Source organism: Denitratisoma sp. agr-D3 (genome assembly GCF_054658675.1).
The window spans coordinates 717,514-735,769 of record NZ_BAAGIA010000002.1; the positions used below are offsets into that span (position 1 = coordinate 717,514).

Below are 18,256 nucleotides of genomic sequence, written 5' to 3' on the forward strand. Positions count from 1 at the left end.
GGATCGCTTCCGTCATGAGTACGCCTCCTTCCCTGATCCGAGATCCCTGGCAGCAATTGCGGGCGTTTACCCAGGCGCGCATCGCCCTGGGCCGCAGCGGCGTCAGCCTGCCCACCGCCGAGGTACTGCGCTTCGGCCTGGCCCATGCCCAGGCCCGCGACGCCGTGCATCAACCCCTGGACGTAACGGTCATGCAAGCGCGCTTTCACGAGGCGGGCTTCGCCACCCTGGCGGTGACCAGCCAGGCGGAAAACCGCAGTGCCTATTTGCGCCGGCCCGATTGGGGACGGCGTCTGGCCCAGGAGAGTGCCGCCCTGTTGCAGGCCAACGCCGCCACTTTGTGGGGCGATGCGCCGAAACTGGCTTTCGTCGCGGCAGACGGCTTGTCTTCCCTGGCCTGCCAGACCCACAGCCAGGCCCTGCTGCAAGCCTTGACGCCCTATCTGCCGGAAATCCGCGAGTCGCCGGTGGTGATCGCCACCCAAGCCCGGGTGGCCCTGGGCGACGAGGTGGGGCAATTGCTTGGCGCGGAGATGGTGGTCGTCCTGATCGGCGAACGGCCGGGGCTTTCCTCCCCGGACAGCCTGGGTGTTTACCTCACCAGCCGGCCCCGCGTGGGACTCACCGATGCCGACCGGAACTGCATTTCCAACGTGCGCCCGGAGGGTTTGGATTATCCCGAGGCCGCCCGAAAATTGGCGTTTCTCATCGCCGGCGCGCGGCGTCTCGGTCGTTCCGGCGTGGACCTCAAGGACGATAGTGACAGCTTGCCGCCGGGGGCTTCCGCTCCCCTGCTGGACTGAGGACTACTCCTCGCCGTGCCAGTAGTCCTTGCCGTCGGCGACGTGGCCAAAGAACTCGAACGTCCGCTCGCCGGTTTTTGAGCCGGGAGCGGTGCCTACCAGCACGCCAAATTTTTCCGAGTCCGGATAAAAGAGTACGTCCGGTTGCTTCATGGTGGAAATGGCGAGGTAACGCAACTCGGCATCGCTGTCGTTGACGATCTGGTGGGCGCTCTCCGGTCCGCCGGGAACCAGGGACACCACGTCTCCGGCGCGGATGGCGTGGTCCTCCGCGCCCAGGCGAAGACGTCCATGGCCGGCGAGCACCACCACCATCTCCTCGTTCACGCTGTGGGCGTGGAAGGGCCACGCTGCCTTGCCCGGCGGCAGGATGCAAAGACGGGCGCCCAGTTGCTGGGCGCCGATCAGGGGCGCCAGGGAGGCAAAGCGAGCCTGGTAACGCTCGCCCCGCAGATGGTCGCTCAGCACCACTTCATCCAGATTGGCGATGGGTGCGCGCGGCATGTCAGCTCCGGTAGTCGGCGTTGATCTTGACGTAGTCGTAGGACAGGTCGCAGGTCCACACCGTGGCGGATGCCGTGCCCCGGCCCAGGTGGACGCGCACGGTGATCTCGGCGGCCTTCATGATGCGGGAGCCGGTTTCCTCGGTGTAGCCGGCAGCGCGGCCGCCGTGTTCGGAAACCAGGGCTTCTTCGCCATTGCTGGCGAGCCAGATGCGGGTCTGGGATACGTCCAGGTCGTCGATGCCGGCATAGCCCACGGCGGCCTGGATGCGGCCCAGGTTGGGGTCCGAGGCGAAGAAGGCGGTTTTCACCAGGGGCGAGTGGCCGATGGCGTAGGCCACCTTGCGACACTCTTCCACATCCTTGCCGCCTTCGACGGCGATGGTCATGAACTTGGTGGCGCCTTCGCCGTCGCGGACGATGGCCTGGGCCAACTCTTGCGCCACGGCGATGACGGCGGCCTTGAGGGCAGGCCATTCGGGGGTGCCGGCATCATTGACTTGCAGGCCCGACTTGCCGGTGGCGATGAGGATGAAGGAATCGTTGGTGGAGGTGTCGCCGTCCACGGTGATGCAGTTGAAGGAGTGGTCGGCGGCTTCCTTCACCAGTTGTTGCAGCAGGGCCGGGGCGATGCCGGCGTCGGTGGCGACGAAGCCCAGCATGGTGGCCATGTTGGGCTTGATCATGCCCGCGCCCTTGGACATGCCGGTGATGGTCACGGTCTTGCCACCGATCTCCACCTGGCGCGAGGCGGCCTTGGCGATGGTGTCGGTGGTCATGATGGCGTGGGCGGCGGCGTGCCAACCGTCGGCCTTGAGGGCGGCCTTGCAGGCGGCCAGACCGTCGATCACCTTGTCGGCGGGCAGCAGTTCCAGGATCACGCCGGTGGAGAAGGGCAGCACCTGGTGCTGCTCGATGTCCAGTTCGGCGGCCACGGCGGCACAGGTGGCCACGGCGGCGGCCATGCCCGGGGCACCGGTGCCGGCGTTGGCGATGCCGGTGTTGATCACCAGGGCGCGCACGGCATTGCTGGCGGCCAGATGTTCCCGGCAGAGGGTGACGGGGGCGGCGCAAAAACGGTTCTTGGTGAACACGCCGGCGGCCTGGCTGCCTTCGTCCAGGGCGATCAGGGTCAGGTCGTAGCGGTCTTTCTTGCGGATACCGGCCTGGGTGACCCCCAGGCGGACCCCAGCGACGGGAAAGAGTTGATCGGCGGCGGGGGTGGCGTAATTGACGGGCATGGTGGCGAGTACGTGAAAAAGACGGGGGAACGGTAGAGGAGGTAAAGGGTAAATAGCGGGGTAAATAGCGCGACGCTAAATTAGTCGCCGAATACTACACGCCAGAGACGGCGCACGGCGTCGACCTGGGGTTCGACACTATCCCGCGCCACCACGCTCTTGCGGTTGTTGAGGCGCAGGCTGTGTTGCAGTCGACGGTATTCCCGATAGGCGCCCCGCACCTGTTCCGCCAGGTCCTGGGGAATCAGGCCGATGCCGGCGGCGATGCGCAGCAGGGCGATGTTGCCCAGGTTGCCGCACAGTTCGGGATGCTCGTGGGCGTGGCCCAGGATCAGGTACTGGATGATGAACTCCACGTCGATCAGGCCGCCTGGGTCCTGCTTGAGGTCGAACCGGGTTTCCCGCTCGTCGCCCTTGGTGCCGTGGTTGTCGATCATGCGCTGGCGCATGGACAGGACTTCTTCCTTGAGCTTGGCCGGGTCCCGTTGCTGGCGCAGGATTTCGCTGCGGATCTGTTCGAACTTGGCGCCGATGGCCCTGTCGCCGGCACTGAAGCGGGCCCGGGTTAGGGCCTGGTGTTCCCAGACCCAGGCATTTTCCAACTGGTATTTGCGGAAGCCCTCCAGGCTCACCACCACCAGTCCCGATTCGCCGTTGGGCCGCAGACGCAGGTCGGTTTCGAACAACTGGCCGGCGGAGGTCTGGGCCGACAGCCAGGTGTTGAGCCGGGTGGAGAGGCGCGAATAGACCTGTTCGGCGTTGGGGTCGTCGTCCTCGTAGAGGAACACCATGTCCAGGTCGGAGGAATAGCCCAACTCCTTGCCCCCCAGCTTGCCGTAGCTGATGACGGCGAACTTGGGATCGTCCCGGTGCCGGGTCAGCACCTTCTTCCAGGCGAATTCCAGGGCCAGGTCCACCATGATGTCGGCCAGTTCCGACAGGTGGTCGGAGAGGCTCTCCAAGGGCAGCAGGCCGGAAACGTCCTGGGTCAGCAGGCGGAAGGTCTGGGCGTGGTGGGCTTCCCGCAGCAGGTCCATCTGCCGCTCGGCATCGGGTTCGGCTTCGCTCAGGCGACGGTGCAGGTCGGCGCGGAACTGTTGCCAGTCGTGGCCCGCCTCCAGCAGGCGCGGGTCGAGCAGTTCGTCGAGCAGGATGGGGTGTTGTTGCAGGTACTGGGCGGCCCAGGCCGAGCTGCCGGCCAGTTCGGCCACCTTTTGCAGGGCCTGGGGATATTGCTGCAACAGGGCCAGATAGGCGGCGCGGCGGGAAATGCTTTCCAACAGGTCGAGCAGCCGGGTCAGGGTCTCGTCCGGGTGGGGCGTGGCGGCGGCGGCCTCGATGGCGCGGGGAATCAGGGCGTCGAAGCGCTCGCGGATGCCCGTCGCCATCTGCTGGTAGCGGGCCGCCGAACGCAGGGCAGCCAGGCGCTGGGCGACTTCCGGCACCTGGCGGAAGCCCAGCTCCTCCAGCAGGGCGCCGCACTGGTCGGTGCTGCCGGCGTGTTGCCACAGGCCGTCCAGGCTGTGGCCGTCGCGATTGGGGTCGGAGAAAACCTCGTCGAAATGACGCGACACCAGCTGGCGGTGGTCGTCCAGCTCGTAGAGCAGTCCCTCGTAGCTGTCGAAGCCCATGGCGGCGGCGACCAGGGCCTGGTCTTCCGTGTTGGCCGGCAGGTGGTGGGTCTGGGCGTCGTCCAGGTATTGCAGCCGGTGCTCCACCCGGCGCAGGAAGTCGTAGGCCCGGCTCAGGCCGTCCCGGCTGGTGGCGCTGAGGATGCCGCGCTGGGCCAGCAGGTCCAGGACCTGGAGGGTGGGCTTGATTTGCAGGGCGGTTTCCCGGCCGCCGCGAATCAGTTGGAACACCTGGGCGAGGAATTCGATCTCGCGGATGCCCCCCGGGCCCAGCTTGACGTTGCCCGCCATGTCCTTTTTCGCCACCTCGCGCCGGATCTGGGCGTGCAGGTCGCGCATGGCGTTGATGGCGCCGAAGTCCAGGTACTTGCGGAAGACGAAGGGGCGGCGGATGGCCTCCAGTTCGTCCCAGCGCTCGCCGGTCATGGGTCGCGCCTTGATCCAGGCATAACGCTCCCATTCCCGGCCCTGGCTGATGAAGTAGTTCTCCAGCATGTCGAAACTGCATACCAGGGGACCGGAGTCGCCGTTGGGCCGCAGTCGCATGTCCACCCGGAACACCTGGCCGTCCTCGGTGATCTCGCCGATGGCGTTGATCAACTGGCGGCCCAGGCGGGTGAAAAACTCGAAGTTGGAGATGGACTTGAGCCCCGCCTGTTCGCCGTCGGTGTCGCCATCCTCGGGATAGACGAAAATCAGGTCGATGTCCGAGGAGACGTTGAGTTCCCGCCCCCCCAGCTTGCCCATGCCCAGCACGATCAACTGTTGCGCCCGCCCGGCGGCGTTGCGCGGAACCCCGTAACGGGCCTCGAAACTGGCGCCGAGCACGGCCTGGGCCCGCGCCACCGCCAGTTCGGCGATCAGGGTCAAGACCTCGGTGACCTCCCTCAGGGGGGCAAGGCCCGCCAGGTCGCGCAGGGCGATCCAGGCGTAGGCCCATTGCTTGAAGTGGCGCAGTACCGGCTTGAGGTTGTCCTCTCGGATGTCCTGCCGCGCCAGCCAGGCCACCATCGCCTCCCGGTCGGGGGGCGTTTGCCAACATCCGGCCATTTCCTCGGCGAGGGCGGGACGGGCGGCAAAAAGACGGCTCAGATAGCGGGAATAGGGCAGCAGGGTGTTGATCTGGGTCATGTAAAATTCCGGCTCTATCAATCAGCCGGAATTCTAGCCCCGGCGCCGCCGCCCCCTTTTAATGTCCGTCAAGCAGCCCGGTCTTTCCCGCCTCCTTTCCTCCCTATGGCAGCAACGCTGGGCGCGCTGGCTCGCCTGGGGCCTGGGTACGGCCTATGTCCTCTTCGCCCTGCTGGTGCTGGCGCTGCGCTACGTGGTGCTGCCCCAGGTGGGCAACTACCGCGCCGAGCTGGAAGCGGCCCTGAGCCGCAGCCTGCATCTGACGGTGGCCGTGGCGCGGCTGGAGGCGGACTGGCAGGGCCTGCGTCCCCGCCTGATTCTGTCCGGACTGGAGATCCGTGACCGCGATCGGCGGGCCGCCTTGAGTTTCGACCAGGTGCAGGCGGTGCTGGGCTGGACCTCCCTGCTGGCCCTGGAGCCCAAGCTTCATCGCCTGGAAATCCTGTCGCCCCAGTTGGCCGTGCGGCGCGACCAGGAAGGGCGGCTGTTCGTCGCCGGCCTGGAAATCGATACCCGAAGCAACGAACCCGGCGTGGCCGACTGGTTGCTCAAGCAGCACCAGATCGTGGTGCGGGACGCCGCCATCACCTGGACCGACGAATGGCGTCAGGCGCCGCCCCTGGCCCTGACCCAGTTGAACTTCAACCTGGTGAACAATGGCAGCCGCCATCGTTTCGGCCTGACCGCCTTGCCCCCCCCCGCCCTGGCGGCCCGTTTCGATCTGCGCGGCGATTTTCGCGGTGACGATCTGGCCCATCCGGCCGACTGGCAGGGGCAGGCCTATGTCGAACTGGACTACGCCGACCTGGCGGTGTGGCGCACCTGGGTGGACTATCCGCTGGAATTACCCAAGGGCAGCGGCGGCCTGCGCCTGTGGCTGGACCTGGCCGGCACCGAGCCGGTGGCCGCCACGGCCGACCTGTCCTTGAGCAATGTTTCCCTGCGCCTGGCCAAGGAACTGCCCATGCTCGACTTGACCCGTCTCCAGGGCCGGCTGCAAGCCAAGCGCCTGGAAGGGGGCTTCGAGCTGAGCAGCAGCAAGCTGACGTTGGCGACCGCCGATGGCATCCGCATCGAACCCCTGGATTGCCATGTGCGCTGGCAGCCCCTGGCCGGCGAATTGAGCGCCAACCATCTGGACCTGGCGCGCCTGGTCCGCTTGGCGGAGCACTTGCCCTTGCCTGAAGCCGTGCGCCAGGGCCTGGCCAAACATGATCCCCAGGGCCGCTTCCGCGACCTGAGCCTGAGCTGGAGCGGTCGTCAGGACCCCTTCGAACACTATCGCGCCGTTGGCCGGTTTGAAGACCTGGCCTGGGTGGGCGAGGGCAGCGTGCCCGGCGGCAGCGGCATCAGCGGCAGCATCGACGGCACGGAAAAGGGCGGCCGCTTCGAGATCGCCAGCAAGGATGCCGGCCTGGACCTGCCCGCCGTGTTCGCCGAGTCGCACCTGGCTTTCGACAAGCTGGAGGTCCAGGGCCGCTGGAAGCGCAACGGCAGCGATTACGACCTCTACCTGGATCGCAGTGCCTTCCGCAACCGGGACGCCGAGGGCAGCGCCAGCGGCAGCATCCGCAGCAAGGCCGGGCAACAGCCGGTGCTGGACCTGGAGGCCCTGCTCAGCCGGGGCGAGGGTAACGCGGTGTGGAAGTACATGCCCAAGGTGGTCAATCCCGACGTGGCGGCCTGGCTCAAGGTCGGCATCGTTTCCGGTCACGCCGAGAACGTCAGCCTCAAGCTCAAGGGCGACCTGGCCCGCTTCCCCTTCACCGACGGCTCGGGCACTTTCCGCATCCAGGGCCGCATTTTCGATGCCGTGCTCAACTACGCTCCAGGCTGGCCCCGTATCGACGGCGTCCAGGGCGAGTTGCTGTTCGACAAGGCGCGCATGCTGATCAGCGCCCAGCGCGCCAGCCTGATGGGCACCGTGCTCGGCCCGGTGACGGCGGAACTGCCCGACCTGATGGCCAACGAGGAGATGATGCTGATCCACGGCAAGGCCAAGGGCGACGTGCAGTCCTTCCTCAAGTTCATCGAGGCCAGTCCGGTGGGCAACCGCATCGACCACGCCACCGCTGACATGAGCGGCAGCGGCGACGGCGAACTGGACCTGAAGCTGACCATGCCCCTGCGCCACGTGGTGGATACCAAGGTGGCCGGGGTGTTCCGTTTCGACGGCGACCGCCTGCTGGTGACGCCGGGGGTGCCGACCTTCGAGGACGTGCGCGGCAAGTTGGAGTTCACCGAGAACGGCATCGGCGCCAAGGACATCCGTGCCCGCAGCCTGGGCGGCGCCATGGGCCTGGAGGTGAAAACCCTGGGCGACGGCCTGGTGGCGGTGGACGCCCAGGGCGAGGCCACCGCCCTGGCCCTGCGCAAATACATTCCTTCTTCCCCCATCGCCTCCCTGGCGCCCCTGTTCGACCACGTCACCGGCAGCACCCGCTGGGAGGGCACGGTGCGGGTGAAAAAACGCAACCCCGAGATCCGCATCAGCAGCGACCTGAAGGGCATTTCCATCGCCCTGCCGGAGCCCTTCAACAAGGCCGCCACCGAGGCCCGTCCCTTCGTCCTCGAGCGCAAGACCCCCGAGGCCCGCCTGGTGCCAGCACGGAGCAAGGCCGCCAGCCGCGATCTGATCGACGTCAGCCTCGGCCGCAGTCTGCGGGTGCAGTTGTTGCGCAACACCAGCGGCGCGGAAAGCCAGGTGGAGCGCGGATTCATCGGCATCAACACGCCGCCCCGCCTGCCGGAGCGGGGCACGTTGTTCGCCCTCAGCGCCAGCCGGGTGGACGCGGACTACTGGCGCCATCTGCTGGCCGCCAAGGGCGGTGCCAAGGCCGCCGAGGGTGACGGCGGCCTGGACCTGAACCAGGTGGATCTGCGCGCCGACGAGGTGGTGGCTGGCGGTCGTCGCATCCACGAGCTGCGGCTCCAGGGGCAGTTGCGCAACGACCATTGGCTGGCGGATTTGCGCAGCCGCGAGATCGTCGGCCGCTTCGACTGGGTAGGCACGGGCAAAGGCAAGCTGGTGGGCCGCATCAGCCAGTTCACCCTGCCGGAAAGCGCCGCCACGGGGACCGAGGCGACCAGCGGCGGCGGCACGGGCAGCGACGAGAGCGATGAGCTGCCGGCCCTGGACCTGACCTTCGACCGCTTCGTCTGGGCCGGCAAGGACTTCGGTCAGCTCAAGGTGGCGGCGGAAAATCGCGGTGGTTTCTGGAGCGCCAACTTCAACGTGCAGAACGACGATGCGACCCTCAGCGGCGAGGGGCGCTGGCGTCCCGATGCCAGCGCCGCGGACACGGCGGTGGATTTCAAGCTCAACGTGAAGAGCCTGGAAAAACTGCTGGCCCGCCTCGGCACGGTGAATGCCGTGCGCCGCGGCAGCGGGACCCTGGAAGGACGGCTGACCTGGAACGGCCCGCCCCAGGGGCTGGACTACCCGAGCCTGGCGGGCAGCGTGAAGTTCCAGCTCAAGGACGGCCAGTTCAACAAGATGGAACCGGGGGTGGGGCGGTTGCTGGGCATCATCAGCCTGCAATCCCTGCCGCGCCGGATCACCCTGGACTTCCGCGATATCTTCAGCGAGGGCTTCGCCTTCGACAGCATCGAGGGCAATGCCGTGGTGAACCGGGGCGTGCTCGACACCCGGGATCTGGAGATCAAGGGGCCCGCCGCCCTGATCGCCATGCAGGGCACCGTGGATTTGTCCAAGGAAACCCAGAACCTGAAGGTACGGGTGCAGCCGGCCCTGGGCGAGACGGTGACCACCGGTCTGGTGCTGGCCCATCCCGCCGTGGGTGCCGCCTACTGGGTGGCCAACAAATTGTTCGGCCGGCCCCTGGACCAGATTTTCGCTTTTGAATACGGCGTCACCGGCGCCTGGGCCGATCCCAAGGTGGAAAAACTCGGCGGCGGCGTGCCCAAGGAAGCCAAGGAGGGCAAGTGATGACGACCCCCGCCCAAGCCGTCACGGTCGCCGTGGTGCAGATGATTTCCGCACCCGCCGTGGCGCCCAATCTGGTCACGGCCGAGCGCCTGTTGACCGAGGCCGCGGCAGCCGGCGCCCACCTAGCGGTGCTGCCCGAGTACTTTCCCTTCATCGGTGCCGGCGATGCCGAACGCCTGGCGGCGCGGGAGACGGAAGGTAGCGGGCCGATCCAGGATTTCCTTGCCGCCACCGCCCGTCGCCTCGGCATCTGGCTGGTGGCCGGGTCCATTCCCCTGGCGGCGGACGATCCGGCCAAGCTGCGCAACAGCCTGCTGATCTACGATGACCAGGGACAGGCCCGGGGGCGCTATGACAAGATCCACCTGTTCGGTTTCCGCAAGGGCGACGAGCACTACGACGAGTCCGCCACCATCGAGGCCGGGGACCGCCCCCTGGCCCTGGACACCCCCTTCGGCCGGCTCGGCGTGGGCATCTGCTACGACCTGCGCTTTCCCGAGCTGTTCCGCCAGTTGGGGCCGATGGACATGCTCGCCCTGCCGGCGGCCTTCACCGAGACCACGGGACAGGCCCACTGGGAACTGCTGCTGCGGGCCCGGGCAGTGGAAAACCAGTGCTACGTGCTGGCATCGGCCCAGGGCGGACGCCATCCCACGGGGCGCATGACCCACGGCAACAGTATGATCATTGATCCCTGGGGCCAGGTCCTGGCCCGCATGGACAAGGGCGAGGGCGTGTTGACGGCCGTCATCGACCCGGCGAGGATTGCGGAAGTGCGCACTTCTCTGCCAGCATTGCAGCATCGAAAAATTCCTTGAATTCCGGTGACCCCGACATGAGCGCATCCGCCGAAAAGGCCCTGAACCACTACCTGACCGCCGAGCGTTGCCTGCTGGCGCCCTACAACCTGACCCCGGCCCGCCTGGAGCGGGTCTTCGGCCAGATGTTCGGCCACCAGGTGGACTACGCCGATCTCTATTTCCAGTACGCCCGTTCCGAGGCCTGGAGCCTGGAGGAGGGCATCGTCAAGTCGGGCAGCTTCAACATCGAACAGGGGGTCGGCGTGCGCGCCATCGCCGGGGAAAAGACCGCCTTTGCCTACTCCGACGACATCAGCCTGTCGGCCCTGGAATCCGCCGCCCAGGCCACCCGGGCCATTGCCGCCGCCGGCAGCCGCAAACTGGCGCCCATCCTCAAGGGCCGCGCACCCGTGGCGCTTTATGGCGCGGAAGACCCCATCGCCTCCCTTTCCGACGTGGCCAAGGTGAAGCTGCTGGAGCGGCTGGAAGGCTTCGCCCGGGCCGCCGATCCCCGCGTCAAGGAGGTCATGGCCCACATCGCCGGCACCTGGGAAGTGGTGCTGGTGGCCCGCTCCGACGGCCAAATGGCGGCCGACGTGCGGCCCTTGGTGCGGGTTTCGATCACCGTGCTGATGGAGGACAAGGGCAAGCGCGAGCAGGGCTCCTCCGGCGGCGGCGGCCGTTACGACTACGGCTATTTCACCGATGCCGTGCTCAAGGACTACGCGCAAAAGGCTGTGCACCAGGCCAGCGTCAATCTTTCCGCCAAGCCCGCCCCGGCCGGCACCATGACCGTGGTGCTGGGCAGCGGCTGGCCGGGCATCCTGCTCCACGAGGCCATCGGCCACGGCCTGGAGGGGGACTTCAACCGCAAGGGCAGTTCCGTCTTCGCTGGCCGCATCGGCGAGCGGGTCGCCGCCCCCGGCGTCACCGTGGTGGACGACGGCACCCTGGCGGACCGGCGCGGTTCCCTCAATGTGGACGATGAAGGCAACCCGACCCGGCGCACCGTGTTGATCGAGGACGGCATCCTCCAGGGCTATTTGCAGGACAGTCTCAATGCCCGCCTGATGGGCGTCGAGCCCACCGGCAACGGCCGCCGCGAATCCTTCGCCCACCTGCCCCTGCCGCGCATGACCAACACCATCATGCTGGCCGGCGACAAGAGCCCGGAGGAAATCATCAAGTCGGTGAAGAAGGGCCTCTACGCCGCCAACTTCGGCGGCGGCCAGGTGGACATCACCAGCGGCAAGTTCGTCTTTTCCGCCGCCGAGGCCTATCTGATCGAGAACGGCAAGATCACCACCCCGGTCAAGGGTGCCACCCTGATCGGCAACGGCCCTGACGTGTTGACCCGGGTCTCCATGATCGGCAACGACCTGGCTCTGGACCCCGGTGTCGGCACCTGCGGCAAGGAAGGCCAGAGCGTGCCCGTCGGCGTCGGCCAGCCCACCCTGCGCATCGACGGCCTGACCGTGGGGGGCACGGCTTGACCCGATACCTGCCGGCGGCCCTGCTGCTGCCGGTGGTCCTGCTGTGTTGGGGATTGGGCGATTTCGGCCTGCTCAACAACGTGGAGGGCATGTACGCCGAGATCGGGCGGGAGATGCTGCAATCGAGCGCCTGGCAGGACTGGGTCATCCCCCACCTCAACGGCCTGCCCTACATCGAGAAGCCGCCCCTGCTGTATTGGGCCATCGCCGCCTCGCTGCATCTGTTCGGCGTTGCCGACTGGGCGGTGCGACTGGTGCCGGTCGCGGCGGGGCTGCTGTGCCTGGGGGCGGTGTATGCCTACGGCCGCCAGGTGGCGGGCCCCCGTTTCGGTTTCCTGGCAGCATTTCTGTTGGGGACCAGTGCCGGCTTCGTCATGATGTCCAAGGTGGCCATGACCGATGCCCTGCTCTCGGCCTTGCTCACCAGTGCCCTGTTATTGGCTCGCCTGGCCCTGCTGCGGGGGCAGCGCCGTCTATTGTGGCTGGGCATGGCGGCCCTGGCCCTGGCCGTACTGACCAAGGGCTTGGTGGCCCTGGCCCTCTACGGTCTGGTCTGGCTGGGCTGGTTGCTCTCTGCGGGCCGGGCACAGTGGCGTGACCACCTGGCCTTCCTCGCCGCCCCTTCGGCCTGGGGCGTGTTCCTGGGGGTGGCGGCCCCCTGGCACTTGGTCGCCGCCTGGACCCTGCCGGAGTTTTCCTGGTTCTATTTCATCAACGAGCACGTGCTGCGTTTCCTCGGTCTGCGGGTACCCAAGGATTACTACTCGGGCACGCCCTTCTACTATCTTCCCCGGTTGGCGCTGATGGCCCTGCCCTGGTGGCCTGGGGCGGTGCTGGCCGGGTGGTTGCGGCTGGCGCCTGAGCAGCGGCGGGAGCGGGCGTTCCTCTGGGCCTGCGTCCTAGCGCCGCTGGTGTTCTTTAGCGCGTCCAGCGCCAAGGCCAATTACTACATCCTGGTCTGCCTGCCCGGTTTGGCGCTGCTGGCCGCCCAGGCGGTGGACTACGCTTGGGCGCGCCAACCGGGCCGCGTCCAGGCCGCGGTGTTGCTGCTGGGCTGTGCCCTGGTGCCGGCGGTAGTCTGGCTGCTGGCCTACGCCGCCCGCACCGAGACGGCCTTTTCCGCGCGGACGATGGCCGCCCGCATCCAGGCCGAGGCGCGGGGCGAGCAGGGGGCACTGCCTTTGTTCCTCTATCAGGACTTCGAGGACTATTCGGCCCTGCCCTTCTATTTACAGCAGCCCTTGGGCGTGGTGGACCAGCAAAGTGCCGATTTGCGTTTCGGCCTCGGCTTGGTGCCCAGGGACGAAGCGCGCTATCCGACCCTGGCGGAATTTCTCCATCGGCCGACGCCCGCCCTGCTGCTGGTGCTGGACGCCCGGGTGCGCAACGGCCTGCCACCTGCCCTGGCCCCCCGTCTCGAGCGATTGGCGCGGGTGGGCAACGCCAGCCTTTATCGTTTCATTCCCGCCAGCCCCTGAGCTGACGCCCATCCCCGCTCCACAGGGGGCAGCGGGACATCAGAGTGAAATTTTCACGAACGAACATGTATATGTCGATGGAATGTCGGCAGGCGTGTTATCGTCCCGGCCGCGTTGAAACCCGGGCCAGAACGGACGGTCTATCGTTGAGCATTGAATAGTTGACGGAAATACGCGAAGTTCGCGTATGCTTATACGTCACAAACGGGGATACACCCGATAAGAACATAGTGGTGCAGAGCAGAGTCGTTTTTTGTCCTTCAACTGAACAAAACTGATCGCCCGACCCGGAGGTCGCCATGGCCCACTATAAAACCATTGAATTGGATGACGACCTCGTCGGTGTCATCCGTCACATGAACGCGGTGGAAGAGTACCGCGAAGTCCTGCAAAGCCTGCAAGCCGTGTGGGACAACCTGACCCTGCTGGGCCAGTTGTCCGGCGCCGGCACCGACATGAGTTCCACCCGTCAGGCCTTCAATCATCTCACCAGCAGCCTGCTCAACCAGTTGTGCAGCGAAAACCTGAAGAAGTCGGTGCTGGAGATGAAGGCCAAGGCCCAGGTGGCCATCGACATCCTGGTGCGCAACTTGTTCGAGCGCACCGCCGACATCGGTTTCCTCGCCACGGACGACGACATCCGCCGCTATCTGCGGGAGGTGGCCGAGAAGTCCGGCAACATCCATTACAACCAGGAACTGGACGCCCTGCGCAATACCCTGCGCCAGCGCTTCGCCGAGTACGTCAGCAAGTATTCGGTGTATTCCGACATCGTCCTGATGGACACGACGGGCAAGGTGCTGGCCCGGCTCGACGATACGGTGACCGTGGAGCGCAGCGAAGACCCCTTGCTCCAGGAAGCCCTGCAAACCACCGCGGCCTACGTGGAAACCAGCCGGGTGCACGACCTGCTGCCGGGCAAGTCCTCCCTGGTGTATTCCTACCGGGTCTGCGACGAGCAGGACCAGGCCATCGGCGTGCTGTGCCTGTGCTTCCGCTTCGAGAACGAAATGGCGCGCATCTTCGCCGATCTGGGGTCCGAGGAGGATTGGGAGGTGATCACCCTGCTTGACGCCGATGGCAAGGTGGTGGCAAGTTCCGATCCCTTCCACATTCCCCTCGGCACGCCCCTGGAGCCGGTGCTGGACGCGGAGTACCGCATCATCCGCTTCGCCGGTCGCGAATATCTGGCCACCACCCGACCCACCCATGGATATCAGGGTTACCAGGGGCCTGGTTGGTACGGCCACGTCATGCTGCCGGTGCAGCATGCCTTCAACAAGGACTCCTCGGCCATGCTGCGCGGCGTGGCGGCGGAGGTCCTGGTCTCGGTGATGCGCAGCCCCTCCCTGTTCGGCGAGGCCCTGCGCTCCATTCCCGCCCAGGCGGAAAGGATCCAGGCCGACCTCAACCGCTCGGTGTGGAACGGCAACGTGCACCTGGGCAGCGCCCGCCAGTCCATGAACCCGACCTTCTCCAAGATCCTGCTTTGGGAGATCAGCAACACCGGCGCCAAGACCAAGAGCGTGTTCGAGCGGTCCATCGCCAATCTGCACGAAACCGTGGTGTCCTCGATCCTCCAGGACAGCCGCTTCCTGGCGTCCCTGGCCATCGACATCATGGACCGCAACCTCTACGAGCGGGCCAACGACTGCCGCTGGTGGGCCCTGACCTCCGCCTTCCGCGCCAAGTTGGCCCAGCCCAGCCTGACAGACGAGGATGGACAGGCCATGGCCGGCATTCTCGGCTACATCAACGGCCTATACACCGTGTATAGCAACCTGATCCTGTTCGATCAGCAGGGCAGGGTGGTAGCCGTGTCCCGGCCCGAAGAAGGGCCGGCGGTGGGCAGCAGCCTGGCGGAGGATTGGGTACGCCGCACCCTGGCCCAAAGCGACTCCCAGGGCTACGCCGTGTCCGCCTTCGCTACCACGCCCTTCTATCGCAATCGCCACACCTACATTTACGGCGCCGCCGTTTTCGCCCCCGAGGGGGACAAGGTGGTGGGTGGCGTGGGCATCGTCTTCGACGCCGAGCCCCAGTTCGCCGCCATGTTGCAGGATGCCCTGCCGCGCAATGAGAACGGCCAAGTGCTGCCCGGCGCCTTCGCCCTGTTCGCCGAACGGGACGGTAGCGTGATCGCTTGCTCCGGCGACCAGTTCGCCCCTGGTGGCAAGCTTCCCTTGGGCGAAGGCTTCGCCCGACTCAAGGGCGGTGAGTCCCATGCCGACGTGGTGCGCCTGGACGACCACTACTACGCGGTGGGCGGGCGCATGAGTTCCGGTTACCGGGAATACAAGGGCGAGGGCGACCCCTATCGCAACGACGTGTTGTCCCTGGTCTTCCTGCCCCTGTGCGAAGTCGCGGCCAAGCAGCAGGGCCGCCAGGTGCAAAAGCTCACGGTGCATTCCGACCGGGGCCAGGGCGGCGAGTGCGTTGAAATCGCCACCTTCCACATCGGCGCCACCTGGTTCGGTCTGCGTTCCGAGAACGTGGTGGAGGCGGTGGACCCGGTGGGCATCACCACCGTGCCCGGCGCCGGCGACGGATTCGGCGGCTACCTGATGTACCACGGCATGCCGATTCCCGTTTACGACATTGCCGAGTTGGCCAATGCCGGCCCCCACCTGGAGGGCAGCAACCGCCAGGTGGTGGTGCTGCGCAAGGGGGACGGTCCCCACTTCGGCATCCTGGTGGACGGCCTGGGGGAGATCCCCGAGATCGTGCCCACCCGCTTGCAGCCCCTGCCGCCCATGCTGGCCGGCGGCAACGTGCTGGGGGAGGCCATCATCACCCCGGACAACGCGGAGAAGGACCACCTGCTGCTGGTGTTGGGCGTGGATCGCATCGCCGCCCGCCTCGGTGTCAGCACCCAGGAAACCCTGGCGGCCACCATTCCCCTGGCTGGTCGACGGGATCCGGGCCCCGGCGCGGCCAACATCCAGGTCGGCTAAGCCCGACAGGGTCGCTGCCCTGGCCCGAGGCTTGCGTCGTGACCGGCAGGGCCGATGGCCCTGTCGCGTTCACGCCAAAAGGGGCCCAGCATGAGCAACGTTTCCATTACCCGGGACGCCAGGGGCGTCCCCCTTCAAGCCGGCGACCGGGTGCGCATCCTCGCCGTCACCCCCGACCCTGACCTGGAGGATGACGACCGGGACATGGTGGAGTTCATGATCGGTTCGATCTGCGAAGTGGACCGGGTGGATGCCGCCGGCCAGGCCTGGGTCACCATGTGGTGGAGTTGCGCCGACGGGGTCGCCACCAGCAGCGTCGCCCTGGCGCCCCATGAAATGGAGCGGGTGGAAGGCATGGCCGCCAGTTGCCGGGCCGCCGACTAGTCCGTCGTTCACCCCGGCGGCGTTCGCGACGGGGGCCGTGCTAGAGTCGGCCATCGTTTTCCCCTGCTCGCCATGACCGTCGAACGCATCGTCATCGCTCCCCTCGCTGGCGCCGCCGCCCTCTTTCCTGCCGTCGTGACGGTAGAGGCCGGTCGCGGCATTGTCGGCGATCGTCATTACTGCCGCGAGGGGGCGGAGCCCGGGCAGAACCTGACCTTGATCGAGGCGGAAGCGGTGGACACCTTCAATCGTTCATTGGGCACTGGTTATGGGCCTGCGGACATGCGGCGCAACCTGATTATCCGTGGCGTACGCCTCAATGACCTGGTGGGGCGGAGATTCGTCGTCGGTGGCGTCCTCCTGCGTGGCGTGGAGTTGTGCGAGCCCTGTGCCCACCTGGGGGAACGGCTGGCGACGACCGCTTTGTCGGCCGCCGCCATCGTGGCGGCCCTGGTCGGGCGGGGTGGTCTGCGCGCCGACGTCCTGCGCGGCGGCGAGATCCGTCCCGGGGATGCGCTCCGGATCTTGGATTGATATCCCCCATGGGTGGCCGTTGGCACTTGCGCGCGCTGTTGCTGTGGCTGGCCCTGATGGCGGGGGCCTATTGGGGGTTCGCGCATTATTTGTCGCCCCGGGTGGTCACGGCGACCCTGACGACATCGGGTCAGGTGGAGATTCCCCGTTCCCGCGACGGTCACTATTACCTGCAAGGCGCCATCAACGGCCAGACCTTGGTGTTCATGGTGGATACCGGCGCCAGTGCGGTGTCGGTCTCTGCCGAATTCGCCCGGCGGGCGGGCTTGCCCGCCGGCTATCCGACCCGGTTTGAGACCGCCAACGGCAGTCGTCGCGGCGAGGTGGTGGCGGGGCAGACGGTCATGGCCGGCGGCCTGACCGTGGCGCCGATCGAGGTGGCGGTGGGGCTTGAGCTGGAACGGCCAGACCTCGCGTTATTGGGCCAGAGTTTCCTGCGCCATGTGACGGTGATCCAGGACGGTGACCGTCTGATCCTGCGGCCCCGGTCCTGAGGCGGACGCTGGTGGCTGTGTCGCTTAGTCCCTGCCTGCACAGACCGGACAGGCCGGGTCCCGGGGCACGCGGATTTCCCGCCACTCCATGGCCAGGCCATCCAGCAGCAGCAGGCGTCCCGCCAGGGGACGGCCGCAACCGATCAGCAGCTTGAGGGCTTCCGCCGCCTGCATGGCGCCGATGATGCCGGTCAGCGGGGCGAAGATGCCGGTGACGGCGCAGCGCAGTTCCTCCACGTCTTCCGCCTCGGGAAACAGGCAGTGGTAGCAGGGCGCGTTTCCCCGGCGCGGGTCGAACACGGCGATCTGGCCGTCGAAGCGGATGGCGGCGCCGGAGACCAGGGGTTTCTTCGCCGCGACGCAGGCCCGGTTCACGGCATGACGGGTGGCGAAGTTGTCACTGCAATCGAGCACCACGTCGGCTGCCGCGACTTGGGCAGCGAGGTCGTCGCCCTCCAGGCGTTGGTGCAGTGGCAGCACCCGACAGGCCGGGTTGATGTCCGCCAGGGCCTTGACCGCCGAGCCCACCTTGGCCAGGCCGACGGTGCTTTGCCGATGGAGGATCTGCCGTTGCAGGTTGCTGGCATCCACCGTGTCGCCGTCGGCAATGGTCAGGCTGCCGACGCCGGCCGAAGCCAGGTAGAGGGCCGCCGGCGAACCGAGGCCGCCGGCACCGATCATCAGCACCCGCGCCGCCAGGAGTTTTTCCTGACCCTCGATGTCGATTTCCGGCAGCAGGATGTGGCGGCTGTAGCGCAGCAGTTGCTCGTCGTTCATCGGGGGCTAGGGGCTAGGGGCTAGGGGCTAGGGGCTAGGGGCTAGGGGCTAGGGGCTAGGGGCTAGGGGCTAGGGGCTAGGGGC

13 protein-coding genes are annotated in these 18,256 nt (G+C 67.0%); 9 read left to right on the forward strand and 4 right to left on the reverse strand.

The genetic code is table 11. The features are described 5' to 3' along the window. Window positions 1-14: 14 nt before the first annotated feature. Entirely contained in the window at window positions 15-803 is a 789-nt protein-coding gene (gene eutC / locus ACYQ2U_RS08455; RefSeq protein WP_459949916.1) for an ethanolamine ammonia-lyase subunit EutC, read from the forward strand. 3 nt (window positions 804-806) lie between these two features. Here eutC and ACYQ2U_RS08460 read toward each other — a convergent pair whose 3' ends face one another. The 3 genes from ACYQ2U_RS08460 to glnE form a co-directional block, all read right to left on the reverse strand. Next, entirely contained in the window at window positions 807-1,307 is a 501-nt protein-coding gene (locus ACYQ2U_RS08460; protein WP_459949917.1) for a cupin domain-containing protein, read from the reverse strand. Between the two features lies 1 nt (window position 1,308). After that, window positions 1,309-2,547, reverse strand: coding sequence for a bifunctional glutamate N-acetyltransferase/amino-acid acetyltransferase ArgJ (gene argJ, locus ACYQ2U_RS08465; RefSeq protein WP_459949918.1), 1,239 nt, complete (start codon window positions 2,545-2,547; stop codon window positions 1,309-1,311). An 80-nt stretch (window positions 2,548-2,627) separates the two neighbouring features. Next, the gene (glnE, locus tag ACYQ2U_RS08470; protein ID WP_459949919.1) at window positions 2,628-5,309 is read right to left on the reverse strand and encodes a bifunctional [glutamate--ammonia ligase]-adenylyl-L-tyrosine phosphorylase/[glutamate--ammonia-ligase] adenylyltransferase; all 2,682 of its coding nucleotides are present in this window, start codon (window positions 5,307-5,309) and stop codon (window positions 2,628-2,630) included. Window positions 5,310-5,370: 61 nt separating this feature from the next. On the opposite strand from glnE, the gene ACYQ2U_RS08475 reads away from it, so the two are divergent. The 8 genes from ACYQ2U_RS08475 to ACYQ2U_RS08510 all read left to right on the forward strand — a co-directional run bounded on the left by ACYQ2U_RS08475 (window position 5,371) and on the right by ACYQ2U_RS08510 (window position 17,395). Then, window positions 5,371-9,258 carry a YhdP family protein gene (locus ACYQ2U_RS08475; protein ID WP_459949920.1) on the forward strand — a complete coding sequence of 1,296 codons (3,888 nt, stop codon included), beginning with the start codon at window positions 5,371-5,373 and terminating at the stop codon, window positions 9,256-9,258. Then, window positions 9,258-10,076: a carbon-nitrogen hydrolase family protein gene (locus ACYQ2U_RS08480; protein ID WP_459949921.1), complete on the forward strand. Its 819-nt coding sequence runs from the start codon at window positions 9,258-9,260 to the stop codon at window positions 10,074-10,076. The genes ACYQ2U_RS08475 and ACYQ2U_RS08480 overlap by 1 nt, the downstream gene beginning before the upstream one ends. Window positions 10,077-10,093: 17 nt before the next feature. After that, window positions 10,094-11,551: a metalloprotease TldD gene (tldD, locus tag ACYQ2U_RS08485; protein WP_459949922.1), complete on the forward strand. Its 1,458-nt coding sequence runs from the start codon at window positions 10,094-10,096 to the stop codon at window positions 11,549-11,551. Continuing rightward, window positions 11,548-13,029: an ArnT family glycosyltransferase gene (locus ACYQ2U_RS08490; protein ID WP_459949923.1), complete on the forward strand. Its 1,482-nt coding sequence runs from the start codon at window positions 11,548-11,550 to the stop codon at window positions 13,027-13,029. The genes tldD and ACYQ2U_RS08490 overlap by 4 nt, the downstream gene beginning before the upstream one ends. Window positions 13,030-13,328: 299 nt before the next feature. Further along, window positions 13,329-15,983, forward strand: coding sequence for a chemotaxis protein CheW (locus ACYQ2U_RS08495; RefSeq protein WP_459949924.1), 2,655 nt, complete (start codon window positions 13,329-13,331; stop codon window positions 15,981-15,983). A 90-nt stretch (window positions 15,984-16,073) separates the two neighbouring features. After that, entirely contained in the window at window positions 16,074-16,367 is a 294-nt protein-coding gene (locus ACYQ2U_RS08500) for a hypothetical protein (RefSeq protein WP_459949925.1), read from the forward strand. A gap of 72 nt (window positions 16,368-16,439) precedes the next feature. Then, the gene (locus tag ACYQ2U_RS08505; protein WP_459949926.1) at window positions 16,440-16,901 is read left to right on the forward strand and encodes an MOSC domain-containing protein; all 462 of its coding nucleotides are present in this window, start codon (window positions 16,440-16,442) and stop codon (window positions 16,899-16,901) included. Window positions 16,902-16,909: 8 nt separating this feature from the next. Continuing rightward, entirely contained in the window at window positions 16,910-17,395 is a 486-nt protein-coding gene (locus tag ACYQ2U_RS08510) for a retropepsin-like aspartic protease family protein (RefSeq protein WP_459949927.1), read from the forward strand. A gap of 24 nt (window positions 17,396-17,419) precedes the next feature. Here ACYQ2U_RS08510 and ACYQ2U_RS08515 read toward each other — a convergent pair whose 3' ends face one another. Next, entirely contained in the window at window positions 17,420-18,172 is a 753-nt protein-coding gene (locus ACYQ2U_RS08515; protein WP_459949928.1) for a HesA/MoeB/ThiF family protein, read from the reverse strand. Between the last annotated feature and the right edge of the window lie 84 nt (window positions 18,173-18,256).